This is a genomic window from Paenibacillus sp. TC-CSREp1, from assembly GCF_050171015.1.
In the GTDB taxonomy this organism is placed as follows: Bacteria; Bacillota; Bacilli; order Paenibacillales; family Paenibacillaceae; genus Paenibacillus; species Paenibacillus silvae.
The window spans coordinates 354949-368193 of record NZ_JBNOKM010000002.1 but is presented as its reverse complement, the minus strand read 5'-3'; the positions used below and the strand labels follow the sequence as shown (position 1 = coordinate 368193).

Annotated in this window: 14 protein-coding genes; 9 read left to right on the top strand and 5 right to left on the bottom strand. The window is 44.7% G+C overall.

The features are described 5' to 3' along the window. Window positions 1-217 precede the first annotated feature (217 nt). The gene (locus tag ACQSGY_RS04210) at window positions 218-805 is read left to right on the top strand and encodes a TetR/AcrR family transcriptional regulator (protein ID WP_427050791.1); all 588 of its coding nucleotides are present in this window, start codon (window positions 218-220) and stop codon (window positions 803-805) included. A 70-nt stretch (window positions 806-875) separates the two neighbouring features. Continuing rightward, a complete protein-coding gene (locus tag ACQSGY_RS04205) occupies window positions 876-2357 on the top strand; it encodes a DHA2 family efflux MFS transporter permease subunit (protein WP_427050860.1) in 1482 nt (493 codons plus the stop codon). Window positions 2358-2473: 116 nt separating this feature from the next. Here ACQSGY_RS04205 and ACQSGY_RS04200 read toward each other — a convergent pair whose 3' ends face one another. Then, the gene (locus ACQSGY_RS04200; RefSeq protein ID WP_427050790.1) at window positions 2474-3454 is read right to left on the bottom strand and encodes an alpha/beta fold hydrolase; all 981 of its coding nucleotides are present in this window, start codon (window positions 3452-3454) and stop codon (window positions 2474-2476) included. A 232-nt stretch (window positions 3455-3686) separates the two neighbouring features. Between ACQSGY_RS04200 and ACQSGY_RS04195 the strand changes: the two genes are divergently transcribed. Then, complete coding sequence (locus ACQSGY_RS04195; protein ID WP_427050789.1) at window positions 3687-4664, top strand: MBL fold metallo-hydrolase; 978 nt, start codon at window positions 3687-3689, stop codon at window positions 4662-4664. Window positions 4665-4710: 46 nt separating this feature from the next. On the opposite strand, the gene ACQSGY_RS04190 is transcribed toward ACQSGY_RS04195, so the two are convergent. Next, window positions 4711-5301 carry a LysE family transporter gene (locus tag ACQSGY_RS04190; protein ID WP_427050788.1) on the bottom strand — a complete coding sequence of 197 codons (591 nt, stop codon included), beginning with the start codon at window positions 5299-5301 and terminating at the stop codon, window positions 4711-4713. Between the two features lie 137 nt (window positions 5302-5438). Between ACQSGY_RS04190 and ACQSGY_RS04185 the strand changes: the two genes are divergently transcribed. Further along, on the top strand, window positions 5439-6002 hold the full coding sequence (locus ACQSGY_RS04185; RefSeq protein WP_427050787.1) for a helix-turn-helix domain-containing protein: 564 nt from the start codon (window positions 5439-5441) through the stop codon (window positions 6000-6002). Window positions 6003-6155: 153 nt separating this feature from the next. On the opposite strand, the gene ACQSGY_RS04180 is transcribed toward ACQSGY_RS04185, so the two are convergent. Continuing rightward, window positions 6156-6284 (bottom strand): DUF4023 family protein, encoded by a 129-nt coding sequence (locus tag ACQSGY_RS04180; RefSeq protein WP_090924048.1) that lies wholly within the window; start codon window positions 6282-6284, stop codon window positions 6156-6158. Between the two features lie 385 nt (window positions 6285-6669). On the opposite strand from ACQSGY_RS04180, the gene ACQSGY_RS04175 reads away from it, so the two are divergent. The 3 genes from ACQSGY_RS04175 to ACQSGY_RS04165 all read left to right on the top strand — a co-directional run bounded on the left by ACQSGY_RS04175 (window position 6670) and on the right by ACQSGY_RS04165 (window position 9557). Continuing rightward, the gene (locus ACQSGY_RS04175; RefSeq protein WP_289373191.1) at window positions 6670-7422 is read left to right on the top strand and encodes a TrmB family transcriptional regulator; all 753 of its coding nucleotides are present in this window, start codon (window positions 6670-6672) and stop codon (window positions 7420-7422) included. A 122-nt stretch (window positions 7423-7544) separates the two neighbouring features. Continuing rightward, complete coding sequence (locus ACQSGY_RS04170) at window positions 7545-8708, top strand: MFS transporter (RefSeq protein WP_427050786.1); 1164 nt, start codon at window positions 7545-7547, stop codon at window positions 8706-8708. Between the two features lie 282 nt (window positions 8709-8990). After that, window positions 8991-9557: a sugar O-acetyltransferase gene (locus ACQSGY_RS04165; RefSeq protein WP_427050785.1), complete on the top strand. Its 567-nt coding sequence runs from the start codon at window positions 8991-8993 to the stop codon at window positions 9555-9557. Window positions 9558-9675: 118 nt separating this feature from the next. Here the strand turns inward: ACQSGY_RS04165 and ACQSGY_RS04160 are convergent, their stop codons facing one another. Then, window positions 9676-11109 carry a glycoside hydrolase family 1 protein gene (locus tag ACQSGY_RS04160; RefSeq protein WP_427050784.1) on the bottom strand — a complete coding sequence of 478 codons (1434 nt, stop codon included), beginning with the start codon at window positions 11107-11109 and terminating at the stop codon, window positions 9676-9678. A 354-nt stretch (window positions 11110-11463) separates the two neighbouring features. Here ACQSGY_RS04160 and ACQSGY_RS04155 point away from each other — a divergent pair, with 354 nt between their 5' ends. Together ACQSGY_RS04155 and ACQSGY_RS04150 are read left to right on the top strand one after the other, a co-directional pair. After that, window positions 11464-12438 carry a LacI family DNA-binding transcriptional regulator gene (locus tag ACQSGY_RS04155; RefSeq protein WP_427050783.1) on the top strand — a complete coding sequence of 325 codons (975 nt, stop codon included), beginning with the start codon at window positions 11464-11466 and terminating at the stop codon, window positions 12436-12438. A 220-nt stretch (window positions 12439-12658) separates the two neighbouring features. Next, complete coding sequence (locus tag ACQSGY_RS04150; protein WP_427050782.1) at window positions 12659-12952, top strand: DUF3817 domain-containing protein; 294 nt, start codon at window positions 12659-12661, stop codon at window positions 12950-12952. Between the two features lie 129 nt (window positions 12953-13081). Here ACQSGY_RS04150 and ACQSGY_RS04145 read toward each other — a convergent pair whose 3' ends face one another. Next, entirely contained in the window at window positions 13082-13222 is a 141-nt protein-coding gene (locus ACQSGY_RS04145; RefSeq protein ID WP_427050781.1) for a hypothetical protein, read from the bottom strand. Window positions 13223-13245: the final 23 nt, after the last annotated feature.

The window sequence follows — 13245 nt, the reverse complement described above, 5'->3', positions numbered from 1 at the left end:
TGGAAGTGTCTTATGTATATGTATTCCGTGTCATCTGGGAAGTATTCACATGTGTTTTTACACAAAATGACACTAACCTACTGAACACTTTGTTGCATTGTTTGAAAAGAGGATGTTATTTTTCTGTAAAATTTGAAATAATACATTGACATGTCGCCATTAAACGATTTTAATTATATAGACCGATTGTTATAATTTATTGAAGGAAGTGCTTTCTTTGAGTGAAAAGTCGAATGCCAGAGATCTTATTGTTGGCACAGCAGCTAGACTGTTTTTTTCACAAGGATATCATGCGACCGGTCTGAATCAGATCATTAAGGAGAGTAACACGCCAAAAGGTTCGTTATATCACTATTTTCCACAGGGGAAGGAAGAACTGGCTCACGAATGTATTCAAGCAGCTAATGCTCATATGATGCAAAAGTTTGAGGAAACCTTTGCGGCTCATGAGACAACTGCAGAAGGTATCCAGCAATTCATATATGATACGGCGAGTGAAGCTGAAGCCTCGGGTTATACGGGATTTATGCCCTTCAGCTTTTGGGCTGCTGTAGAGACTTCCTGCATCAGTCAACAGCTGCGTACAGCTTCGCAGAACGTATTTGCCGGGTGGCAGGATATTATTGCAAAACATCTTATGTTGGACGGTATTGCTGAAGAGAAGGCTCGTGAGATGGCACTGCTCGTTATTTCTCTGATGGAGGGTGCATTGATTATCAGTCTGACCAATCAGGATAAACAGCCTTTACTAACGGCCGCTGATTATTTGTCAGTCGTAACAAGGAATGCTGAACAGAAACAGTAAATTATCTCATGAGAAGAGAGAAAAGAATCCGTTGGATAAGATTGAGGAGGATGGAATCGTGGAAGCTTCCATGAAAGCAGGAACAGGAGAGAAACAACAAGAAACACAGCAGTATAAGGTGTTCCCGATTTTGTTCGCCATGCTGCTGAGCGGGTTCATAGGTTTATTCGGTGAGACCGCTCTGAATGTCGCTTTGACACCACTGATGGGTCTGCTTGAAGTTGGCCCAACGACTATTCAATGGTTGACTACAGGATACCTGCTTGTGCTTGGTATTCTGGTGCCGGTTTCGGGGTTGCTGCTGCAATGGTTTACGACCAGACAGCTGTTTACAACCTCGCTTGTGTTCTCCATTGCGGGAACATTGGTTGCGGCCATTGCACCAAGCTTTGAAGTGCTGTTAATAGCCCGTGTGTTACAAGCAGTGGGAACCGCGCTATTGCTGCCACTGATGTTTAACACCATATTAGTGATTTTCCCGATTGAGAAACGTGGCGCGGCTATGGGTCTGATCGGCCTTGTCATTATGTTTGCACCAGCAAGCGGCCCGAGTATATCAGGTTTGATTCTGGCTAATCTGAGCTGGCACTGGATTTTCTGGATTTCTTTGCCGTTCTTCCTGATCTCTCTGGTGTGTGGATTGTTGTTCTTGCCGAACATTTCCACGCTCACCAAGCCAAAGATCGATGTGTTATCCATCGTTCTGTCTACCCTCGGCTTTGGTGGGATCGTCTATGGTTTCAGCAGTGCTGGAGGACATGGAGAAGCGGGCGGAGGATGGACCAGTCCTGTCGTTATTGCCACGCTGGTCATTGGTATAGTCGCATTGCTTTTGTTCAGCATCCGTCAATTGAGAATGAAAGAGCCTGTGATGGATCTGAGAGCCTTCAAATATCCGATGTTTACAATCGGGCTGCTGCTGGTCTTTATCTGTATGATGATGATTCTGTCGTCCATGCTGGTCTTGCCAATGTATTTGCAGCAGGGAATGGCGGTTACACCACTTACTGCAGGACTGGTTTTACTTCCAGGTAGCTTGTTGAATGGATTTTTATCTCCAGTCATGGGGCGTTTGTTTGACAAGTTTGGCCCGAGATGGCTGGTTATTATCGGAATTTCTGTTGTTGCCATTGTGTTGTATCTCTACACAACCATTGAGCCTACAACTCCGTTGATCAACATTATTATGATGCATGTGTTTATGATGGTTGGTATTTCAATGGTGATGATGCCTGCACAAACAAACGGTCTGAACCAGCTGCCGCGTGAGTACTACCCGCATGGTACAGCAATTATGAATACTTTGCAGCAGGTTTCTGGTGCGATTGGTACAGCCGTTGCCGTAAGTATTCTGAGTGCAGGACAAGCACGTTACCTGAAGGGTGTGGATAATCCGCAGAGCCCGGAAAATATGCTGGCAGGTTTCACGTCAGGTGTACAGAACGCATTTGTCTTTGCACTGATTCTGGCCCTTATTGGTTTACTCATTGCATTATTTGTAAAAAGAGTAAAGGTAGGCTCGGCTGAGAAACAACAAAGCTCGATGCACTAAATTGAATAATTGCAAAAGAGCGATGTTCCCTGGTTTGAAAGGAACATCGCTCTTTTTCTTACTGTCTGGAACTATAATTTCAGATGATGCTGTCAATCCATGTACCGCCGAAACCGTTATTTATTAACGATCTCCAAAATTTCATCTGCCACAATGTCGGGGTGGTATTGATGAATATAGTGGTCTGTATCTTTGACATGGACTTGTTTAAATTGGGTGGACCAGGACTTGAACTCCGCCTGTGTTTTTACCCAATCCGGTTCTGTCTTGCCAAAATAATCTGCGGTCAGAATCGTAAGAGGGAAAGGCAGTTGCTTTTTATTAGCGATAACGGTTTTGGCATTCGCATTCGCTTCACGTAACTCATCGATTGTATCCGAATTGCCATAGTTTAGCAGCAGCGCCGTTTTATCGGCCTTTTTCAGATCGGCGGGTACTAGTTTTAGCTCATTACGGTTGGCATTTGATGCATCAACCACTTGTTGACTTTGCATGCTCAATCGGAACAGGCCCGTTTTGATTCTGAATTGATTTCCGAAGCCGGCAACGGTGTCTGCCGGGTTATCCAGATCATTTTCATAATATTCAGGACTTCCGCCGTCAATCATAACGATGCCTTTGACCAGATCGGGATACTTCTGTGCGAATCGGATCGTCTCTAATGAGCCAAGGGAGTGAGCGACAAGCACATAAGGTGGCTTCTGCCCGGAAACCTGCAGCAATTCATGTAATTCATCAGCTACCGTATCCACATCACGCGTTTTATCCGTCTTGTCACTATAGCCATATCCGAAGCGGTCGTATACAGCAAACTTTGCATTCGGGGCAAGCTTTTCATATAAGGGGTAATAGTCTACATAAGGATTCGCTGTTCCCCAGCCTGAGGCAAGAACAACGGTTACATCGCCTTCTCCACCCGTATACAGATGCATCTTATTGCCATGTATTTCATACAGCTTGCCAGGGGGTGTAAATGATTTTTCATCTTGTGATGCACCGACCTGCTGATAGATCAAACCGGAACCTAACAGAATAATAATCAGGGATAGATCAACGATCAGAAATTTTACTAATCTTTTGCGCCACTTTTTGCTCATGGATGCTCTCACACTCTCTCTTGATTTTTCTATATCATATAAGCCCAGTCTTATACGAGTGGAAACAGAGTCTTAATTCTATCTTAACTGCTCAGATAACGTCTGCTTTGTACAAAATTGAATATCTCCACGCGATGAATTAATATGAAAATATAATAAAAATTTTTTACGGCCAGCCGTGAAATACAAAGATCAGAAGGACTGCATATGATAAAGATCGGAAGGGCTGCATATGACAAAATATGAGAATCAGATTCCAACGACTGCCGGTATGGACATGAAGTCATTAACCAGTATATTGCGGGACTCTTTGCGTAAAAATGTGGAGCGGAGGCCGTCTGGCAGCATACCCGTAGAGCGGTATTTGCAAGCTTCAACGTCGGAATTTTCCAAGCATTCACAGGTGACATGGTTTGGCCACTCCGCTTTTTTACTTGAGATTGAGGGACATCGCCTGCTCTTTGACCCCATGCTGGGTGAACGCCCTTCACCTGTATCCTGGGTCGGAACGAGACGCTTCAGCCGCGAGCTGCCGATGCAGCCCGAGGACTTCCCTGTACTCGATGCCATCGTGATCTCCCATGATCATTATGATCATCTTGATGTTGCTTCGATTCGCAGCTTGAAAAATAAAACCAAACGGTTCATCGTTCCACTTGGTGTGCGCAAAAGGTTGATCAAGTGGGGTGTACCTGCGGATCAGATTACAGAGCATCAATGGGGAGATGAATTTACCTTCAAGGGTTTAACATTTGCCTGTATGCCGGCTCGTCATTTTTCGGGCAGAGGTTTAATGGATCGGAATTCTACGTTGTGGTGCTCGTGGGTTATTATTGGAGAGGGAACAAAAGTATTTTTCAGCGGTGACAGCGGTTATGGACCTCATTTCAAAGAAATTGGAAGCAAGTATGGGCCGTTTGATCTCACACTAATGGAATGTGGGCAATATGACAAGCGCTGGTCGAATATTCATATGATGCCTGAGGAAACGGTACAAGCCCATCTGGATGTAGGCGGTAAGTTATTGATCCCGATCCATTGGGGAGCATTTACGCTTGCTTATCATGCCTGGAATGAACCGGCAGAGCGAGTAACCCGGGCGGCACGAACCGCTCAGGTACGCATAGCTACTCCCAAAATAGGCGAGACAGTGATAGTTGACGAGCAAGTGGTGACAACCGGGCCTTGGTGGAGACAGACAAAGGGGTAATATGGTTAAAGCGTTCAACTCACGTAGAGGAGTGAACGCTTTTGCTTTATTTTATCAAAGAAATGGCGGTACAGATCAACAGCAAACTCATACAGATATGAAAAGCACGTTCGTATTTTAACAGAAATGGCTGAAGCAAATGTCCACCCAAAGCCCAGCAAAGATTCGCACTGATGCCGATCAATGTGAGCAGGATTGAGTATAGCAGGAACTGCTGCTGTGCCTGCGTGTGGGGCAGGACGAATACCGATAAAGCTGTAAGCCCGTACAGGATGACTTTGGGATTCATCAACTGGAGGGTGAATCCAGACCAAAAGGAAAAATGCTTTCTCTGCTCGCCCATGTCCTCACGCTCAGTAGACGTATTGTTCTTCAGGATTATGAAAGCCAGATAGAGCATGTAAATAAATCCGAAACCATTCAAGAGCGGTGTGATCATCGGAATGTATTGATAAAGAGCAAGGTTGAAATAACTGCACAGTATCATGATCAGAAAGCATCCGCCAGCAACTCCGCTAATAAAAGGAAACGTGCTTCTGAATCCCTGATTTCCTGCATGTGTCATGGAAATGATGTTGTTAGGTCCCGGTGTAAACGAAGCCACGATGGCGTACGTTATTAAAGCCAAGATATCCATGTATCCTCCTTCGATGAATAGGAAATGTATGTTATAATGTACGAAAAGTGCGTTATAGCGTTTGTTTGTTATAATTGTACAATATGTGCTATATAAAGCACAAGTGGTGTGTTAATGAGTAAATGGGGTGTTTGTTGATGGAAAATATAAATTTGATTTTGGCCCGGAACCTCAAGCTAATCAGGGAACACAGAAAACTCAGTCTGGACAAGGTAGCGGAATTGTCAGGTATAAGCAAAACAATGCTTGGTCAGATTGAGCGGGGGGAATCCAATCCGTCCATCGCAACCGTATGGAAGATTGCGAACGGGTTGAAGATATCATTCACGACCTTAATTGATGAACCGAAGTCCGATACAACGGTTCTCATGAGGGAGGATATTAAAGTCCTGCAAGAGGATGAGGGACGCATTCGGATTTATCCACATTTTTCATTTGAAGAGGGAAGACGTTCTGAAATGTACATGATGGAGATGGAAGAGAAGGCATCGTTGAGTGCGGAGCCGCATGTGGAAGGAGCTGAGGAATTCATCACCGTATATAAAGGGGAAGTAACTATCAAAGTAGGGGAAGCAGAATATACGTTGCGACAAGGGGATTCGATTCGTTTCAAGGCAGATCAGCCGCATGCATACAATAATAGGGGGGCAGGCAGCAACCAATTAAGTATGGTCATTTACTATTCGGGTCATAAGGTATAGGGGCTGGGAGTACGTTGTATTGGAAAAACAAGAAATGTAGTCTTGGAAAGACAAGAAATATGGTACACTCACCGAATTTGAGGCACCATATCTTGTCTGAATGAAGACAGTAGCTGTACTCAGGTTACTCCGTGGATGAAGATTACAGCATGTTTATTTGTTCGTGGAATGCTGTTTGTTCGGGAGCTTGTCACCCGGTGTTCCCTTGCCGTTGTTTTTGTTGTGGCGAGCCTTCTCGGCATTTTCATTAACCTTTTTCACAAATTCCTGGGTACTTTCCATCCGTTGTATGCTCCTTTCCAAAAAGCGAGTAGGTGAATCAGTTCTAATATAACCATGAGAACGCCATTTTATGAGAGAACACACAGGCAAACTGGACAGTCAACGCAGAGGAAATTAAACTAGATAAGTTGAACTGTTTATTTACACGTGAGCGGAGAGGACAGAAAAAACCTGAAAAAGCGGAGCGTTCACCTTTATCACCGGATTTTTCCCTTTGAAAAGGGAATCTAGAAAATCTGGGGATAACAGTGATTGGAAGGTTGTTCTGTCATCGGAGTGGATTGTGTAAAATCTTTAGTTCAACTTATATAAATACAAGTTGAACTGTTCATTTACACGTGAACGGAGAGGACAGAAAAAACAGAAGGGACGTCTTGAACTACATATGCTGCAAAAATTCGGTTTTACCCAATATGAAAGTCAGGTCTATGAGGCTATTATGGCGCAGGATGAGCCGCTTGATGCAACAACGATTGTAGCAGCCTCCAATGTACCCAAAGCCAAAATCTATGAAGTGCTTAATCGGTTAATTGATAAGGGCATTGTGCTGACAACGATGGATGGGAAGAAGAAATTGTATATGGCGGTTGACCTGCAGACGGTCATTCATAAAATCAAGATGGATTTTGAGAACGATATTGAAGCTCTGAAACAATACAAAATCAAGCGAACGTTCACTGATGAACATATCTGGACATTAAAGGACGAGTCCTCCATCGCTTCAAACATCGAGCAGCTCATTGAAGAGGCCGATTCGTCGATTCTTTTTCTGGCCTGGAACGAGAGGATGGAGAGATACCGCGAGCTGCTGGAGCAGAAGGAGAGACAGGGAGTGTATGTAGAAGTGCTTGCCGTGGGCGGCCTGGAAAGCTCTCTCACTCGCAAATATTCACTGATCCCGCTGCTTGATGCCCCTGAGCCCTCACAGCTGCTGATTGTGGATCACACGTATCTGCTGTTTGCCGGTGTAGAACATGAATCGTGGAAAGCAATCAAAACGATGTCCAAGCCGATTGTCAAAGCAATGACCGATTATTTTTATCATGATGTGGCCTTGACACAGATTACGAAAAAATACGGGGAGCAGCTGCTGCAGGATGAAGAAATTGAACGCCTGCTCACCAGACTAATCTATTAGCAAACTATTCTCTTGCAGAATAGTTTTTTCTTTGTATTTTAAATAGATTGAAATTATACATTGATCTTTCTTTCTTCATAGGTTACTATCGTAGTTGTAACTTGTTAGGGGGATTCGAAGCAATGAATAAAAAGGTATATGTTTTGGCGATTGCGGCCTTTGTTGTCGGCACGGTTGAACTGATTCTGGGCGGCATTCTGGACCTGATCGCAACGGATCTGCATTTGTCCTTGGCGAAGGCAGGATATTTAATTTCAATCTTTTCACTGGTCTATGCGTTGTCCGCTCCTATTCTGCTCAATGTGACGGCACGTTTCGAACGTAAAAAAGTATATATGTACACGTTGCTTTTGTTTCTGATTAGTAACCTGATCTCCGCTTTTAGTGTGAACTTTTACATGTTGATGGCTGGACGAATGCTGGGAGCTGCAACAGGCTCACTGATTTTTGTGCTGTCTCTAACGTTAGCCTCCCGCATCGTGGAACCCGAGTATAAAGGGCGTGCGGTTGGCACAATTACAATGGGAGGAAGTGCATCACTGATTCTGGGTGTTCCGATTGGCATCTTTGTAGGCAACGCACTCGGATGGCGTGAGGTGTTTATGCTGATTGCCATTCTGACTGTATTGGTGATGGCAGCCATTGGTGTGGCGATGAATCGTGTACAGCCTGCTCCAGCGGTGAGCCTTCAAAATCAGCTCAAGGCGTTATGGAATCCGAAAATGCTGGCTATTCATATCACTACTTTGCTTGTATTGGCAGGCCATTTGACTTTATATGCATACTTCACACCCTTTCTTCAGGCGACCATAGGTGCCAGTCCAACGGCGATTACCTTGATCTACATGATGTTTGGACTTGCCGCTGTTGCAGGAGGCGGAATGGGTGGCATGTTATCGGATCGTCTGCATCCAGCCAAAGCGATTGTGATGGTGCTCATTCCTTTCATGATCAGTATGGCTGTAATTCCGTTTAGCACCGGACTGCCTTTGATTGCTTTTCTGCTGCTGTTAAGTATATGGGGAGCGCTGAGCTGGACGGTAACTCCTGTGCAGAACAGTCTGATCATCAAGACGTCACCGGAAACCTCGGAAATTCTGATTAGCACCAACTCAGGTATTGCTCATGCGGGGATTGCGCTGGGAACCTATATCGGAGGGCTTGTCATTGATCACTCCTCCATTATGAATACGGGATGGGTTGGCTCAATCCTTGTATGTGTCGGATTGGGTTCTGCCGTCCTTGCGGTTAACATGAAAGAAAAACATGTTCATGCTGTGGCCTGAACATCTGAAATGAACATATATACCTGAAACCAGTACAAGACTGGAAATTCAGGTGCAGCTATGACCTTTGTATTTCCGGCGTTTAGCGGGAATGCAGAGGTTTTTTTGATGAATAAACTAAAGGGGCAAATTAACAAGTCAGGGATAAGTCTTGATTTTCTGACGTAAAGGCATATAATTAAAATAGTTTTAAAAAGTATAATAATATGTGTTTTCATACATCACACAACCAGCTTGATATCATTTTGCAATTATACGTGATGAAGTACAAAGGAGATTTATATGACAAACAAATCAGAAAAACAGAAGATGCTGGATGGAGAGCTATATATGGCTCAGGATGCCGAGTTATCCAGGGACAGAGAGAAGGCACGGAAGATGACACGTCTATTTAACCAAACAACGGAAGCAGAACAGGAAACCCGTACAGCCTTGATAAAGGAGCTGTTCGGGTCAACGGGAGAACACCTCGGTCTGGAGCCTAATATTCATGTAGACTATGGTTACAACATTCACGTTGGCAATCATTTTTATGCCAATTTCAACTGCACCATTCTGGATGTATGCGAAGTGCGGATTGGTGATAATTGCTTATTAGGACCGGATGTACATATTTATACAGCTACCCATCCGCTTAACCCGCATGAACGGATAACCGGAGCAGAGTACGGAAAGCCTGTAACGATTGGCAACAATGTATGGATTGGTGGCAGGGCGGTTATTAATCCGGGGGTGAAGATTGGAAATAATGTTGTAATCGCATCCGGCGCTGTTGTTACGAAGGATGTTCCCGACAACAGGGTTGTAGGTGGAAATCCCGCTCGAGTGATCAAAGAGATTGAGGTTTAACGTAGAAAAAAAGACCCTCCAACGGAAGACGTTGTCAAGGTTGCTGTGACAGTGAGCTATCACAGCTTTTCCTGACTCTTCGCTTCCGTAAGAAGGTCTCTAACTTCAGCCTTGAAGCTTAACGCTTCAGGCTTTTTCCATTGCTGGCGATAATCTCTTTATACCAGTGGAAGGATTTTTTGCGGTAACGCTCCAATGTGCCTGAGCCATCATCATGACGGTCAACATAGATAAAGCCGTACCGCTTTTTCAATTGAGCGGAGGATGCACTTACGACATCAATACAGCCCCATGAAGTGTAACCCATGATGTCCACACCGTCTTCAAGTGCTTCGCCAACCTGAACCAGATGGTCGTTCAGATATTGAATGCGATAGTCGTCTTCTACGGTTTTTTCGCCGTCTGCACCTGTAATCAATTCGTCTACAGCGCCAAGACCATTTTCAACGATAAATAGCGGCTTTTGGTAACGGTCATAGAACATGTTTAGGACGTAACGAAGTCCTTGCGGGTCAATCTGCCAGCCCCACTCACTAGCGGGCAGATACGGGTTCGGTACACCACCGATCAGATTGCCTTCACCAGCGATCTGTTTGGCAGGATCGGCTGTCTGACATGTGCTCATGTAATAGCTGAAGGAGATGAAATCCACTGTGTTGAGCAGTGTTTCCTGATCGCCTTCCTCCATATGAATCTCAATTCCGTTCTCACGGAAATAACGTTTCATATATCCAGGGTAACGGCCGCGCACATGCATATCACCAAAGAAATAGTTGCTGTGCTCATACTCCATAACCTTGATCACATCGTCAGGGTTCGGGGTCAATGGGTAGGTTGGCATACTTAAAATCATACATCCGATCTGGGCATCCGGGATGATCTCATGACACAGCTTAACGGCTGATGCGCTTGCCACCAGTTCGTGGTGGATGGCTTGATACAGGTCCTGCTTGCTGAGCTTCTCCTTAGGGGTATAAATCCCGCCGCTCATGAACGGAAATTCAAGGATGGAGTTGATCTCGTTAAACGTAAGCCAGTATTTCACTTTGTTTTTGTAACGATTAAAAACGGTGGTCGCATAGCGCTCATAGAACCCGATCATCTTCCGGTTCACCCAGCCGTCATATTCTTTAGCAAGATGCAGAGGTGTCTCATAGTGAGATAATGTAACAAGAGGTTCAATGCCGTATTTAAGACATTCATCAAACAGATTGTCGTAAAATTGCAGGCCTTCCTCATTCGGCTCCAACTCGTCACCTTTCGGGAAAATACGGGACCAGGCGATGGAGGTACGGAATACTTTGAAACCCATCTCCGCGAACAGCTTCACATCTTCCTTGTAACGGTGATACAGATCAATGCCGATCAGCTTCATGTTGTCTGCTGTAGGTTCTTCCGTAATTGGGCCCATAACTCCTTTGGGGGCTACGTCCTGTGTGGACAGACCTTTACCTCCTTGATTGTAAGCACCTTCTGCCTGGTTTGCAGCAATAGCGCCGCCCCAAAGAAAGTTTTCGGGAAATGAATAGGCTTGAACGGATGATTTGCTCATGTATATCGCTCCATTTCATAATGATCATTGTTGGACGTAAAAAGTGTAATAGTCCTGTCAGAAAAAGCTTACACGTTGTAACGGGTTACACGTCAAGTTTTACTTTTGCAGCACATTTCAGGCATACTATATAAGTTGGACTAAAGATTTTACACCATCCACTCCGATGACAGAACAACCTTCCAATCGCTGTTATCCCCGGATTTTTTCGAATCCTTTTTTCAAAGGGGGAAATCCGGTGATAAAGGCGACCGCTCCGCTTTTTCAGGTTTTTTCTGTCCTCTCCGTTTACGTGTAAATGAATGGTTCAACTTATATAGTTATAGGAGTTGTAGGTAGAAAAGGAGCATCGGTATGTCCAAATTTGATGAAATTATGAAGCGTTCCGGCTATTCCAGGGCGACGGTATCCCGTGTAATCAACCGCTCACCTCATGTTAGCGATGAAGCGAGACGTATCATTACTGAAATTATGAATGAACTGGATTATATTCCGAATCGCAATGCAGTGTCGCTGTCTACTGGACAGACCAAACAGATTGGCATCGTTACGGCGATGATTGACGAGCTGAGTTTAACCTTTATTAACCAGTTTATGGATACGGCGATGGACTACGGTTTTCAAACCATTGTGTACATGTCCCGCAGTGATAAACAGACGGAGATGCAAGCCTTTGAGGATTTGCGGAGTAAACGGGTGGATGGTCTGCTTATCGTAACCTGTGTTAACGATCCGCGTGAATTGAAGAGTTATATGCATTATGGACCGATTATATCGTGGCAGCGGATGGCGAATGACGATATCCCCTCGGTTGCGATGGATCAGGCTCAAGGGTACAGGCTTGCGCTGGAGCACCTGGTATCCAGGGGTTACACTCGCATTGCCAATGTGTTTGGTCGAATTGGCAGTCTGAATACACATAGTCGCCGTGAAGCTTATGAAGCGTTTATGAACAGCCACAGTTTGCCCGTTTGGAGGGAAGCTTATCAATATTCCGTGTTTACTTCTTCTGACGGTGAAGCTGCCTTACGTCACATGATGGAGTTGGGAGAGATGCCACAGGCTGTGCTGTGCTCCAATGATTACGCAGCTATAGGCATTCTGAGCGAGGCGCGCAGACAGCATATTCGGGTTCCGGAGCAGCTTGCTATTGTCGGTTTTGATGATACGGAATTGTCACGCGTGCTGGAACTAACGACGATTCATAATCCGATTGCAGAGCAAGCAAAGCAGGCTTTCTACCATCTATGGAGAGTGCTGGGCAAGGAGAAGCTGGAGCTGAAGCCGACAGCGCTGGATTATCGATTGATTGAACGCAAAACGACATAAGAGCGTGGACCGGAAGCAAAGCGGTTTTGCTCAGCGCAATCTGTCAGTTCAATAATTATTCAAATTTGAAGTAAAACGCAATCCTGGTCATGCCTTATACTTAGAAAGAGCTTACATACGTTGTGTGTATTGAAATACAGCGTTGTAAAGCGTCATGTTATAAGTTACATATTTCACAAACAATCACAAACAAGGCTGCGGAAAGGTGAGAACAAAACGAATGAACACAATAACAGGCCGGTTCAGAATTGCGGGAATATGGGAGGGAGTATCACTGCTGCTGCTCATATGTATAGCCATGCCACTGAAATATTTTGCTGATATCTCTTCAGCTGTAGCCGTTCTCGGTATGATTCACGGTATTTTATTTCCACTATATCTTATTGCACTTGCACATCTCGGACTGGTCAAACGTTGGAAGGTATCGCGCTGGATTATGGGGGTAGCGGCAGGATTACTTCCTTTTGGAACATTCATTTTTGAGTCCTATCTTCGTAAGAGAGATTGGCAATAGTTATGTTCATTTTGAACAACCTCCTGAACAGACCTCAGGAGGTTGTTTTACATTCACTTGAATGAGAGCAGTAACGATTGTCTAAGTTATGTATGTCTCGAGATGGTTATCGGTTTTGCAGGGCAGTAATCATCTAGGTTTAACGGTTCCGGTCTCTCGATCAGAGAGCAAACTATATCCGTTGTCTGATGATGCAGCCGAAGCCAAGGCGGCGGAGAACGAAGAGACTACAAACATGGCCGCAAGGAGCAGCAGCATTTTTTTACGCATACCATAACCTCCTTTCTTGAAAA

What these genes read in the sequence shown, in the direction of transcription:
- ACQSGY_RS04165 (WP_427050785.1), top strand. Translation starts at nt 8,991, where the DNA reads ATGACAAACAAATCAGAAAAACAGAAGATGCTGGATGGAGAGCTATAT.
- ACQSGY_RS04155 (WP_427050783.1), top strand. Translation starts at nt 11,464, where the DNA reads ATGTCCAAATTTGATGAAATTATGAAGCGTTCCGGCTATTCCAGGGCG.
- ACQSGY_RS04180 (WP_090924048.1), bottom strand. Translation starts at nt 6,284, where the DNA reads ATGGAAAGTACCCAGGAATTTGTGAAAAAGGTTAATGAAAATGCCGAG.
- ACQSGY_RS04200 (WP_427050790.1), bottom strand. Translation starts at nt 3,454, where the DNA reads ATGAGCAAAAAGTGGCGCAAAAGATTAGTAAAATTTCTGATCGTTGAT.
- ACQSGY_RS04190 (WP_427050788.1), bottom strand. Translation starts at nt 5,301, where the DNA reads ATGGATATCTTGGCTTTAATAACGTACGCCATCGTGGCTTCGTTTACA.
- ACQSGY_RS04195 (WP_427050789.1), top strand. Translation starts at nt 3,687, where the DNA reads ATGACAAAATATGAGAATCAGATTCCAACGACTGCCGGTATGGACATG.
- ACQSGY_RS04145 (WP_427050781.1), bottom strand. Translation starts at nt 13,222, where the DNA reads ATGCGTAAAAAAATGCTGCTGCTCCTTGCGGCCATGTTTGTAGTCTCT.
- ACQSGY_RS04170 (WP_427050786.1), top strand. Translation starts at nt 7,545, where the DNA reads ATGAATAAAAAGGTATATGTTTTGGCGATTGCGGCCTTTGTTGTCGGC.
- ACQSGY_RS04150 (WP_427050782.1), top strand. Translation starts at nt 12,659, where the DNA reads ATGAACACAATAACAGGCCGGTTCAGAATTGCGGGAATATGGGAGGGA.
- ACQSGY_RS04175 (WP_289373191.1), top strand. Translation starts at nt 6,670, where the DNA reads ATGCTGCAAAAATTCGGTTTTACCCAATATGAAAGTCAGGTCTATGAG.
- ACQSGY_RS04205 (WP_427050860.1), top strand. Translation starts at nt 876, where the DNA reads ATGAAAGCAGGAACAGGAGAGAAACAACAAGAAACACAGCAGTATAAG.
- ACQSGY_RS04185 (WP_427050787.1), top strand. Translation starts at nt 5,439, where the DNA reads ATGGAAAATATAAATTTGATTTTGGCCCGGAACCTCAAGCTAATCAGG.
- ACQSGY_RS04160 (WP_427050784.1), bottom strand. Translation starts at nt 11,109, where the DNA reads ATGAGCAAATCATCCGTTCAAGCCTATTCATTTCCCGAAAACTTTCTT.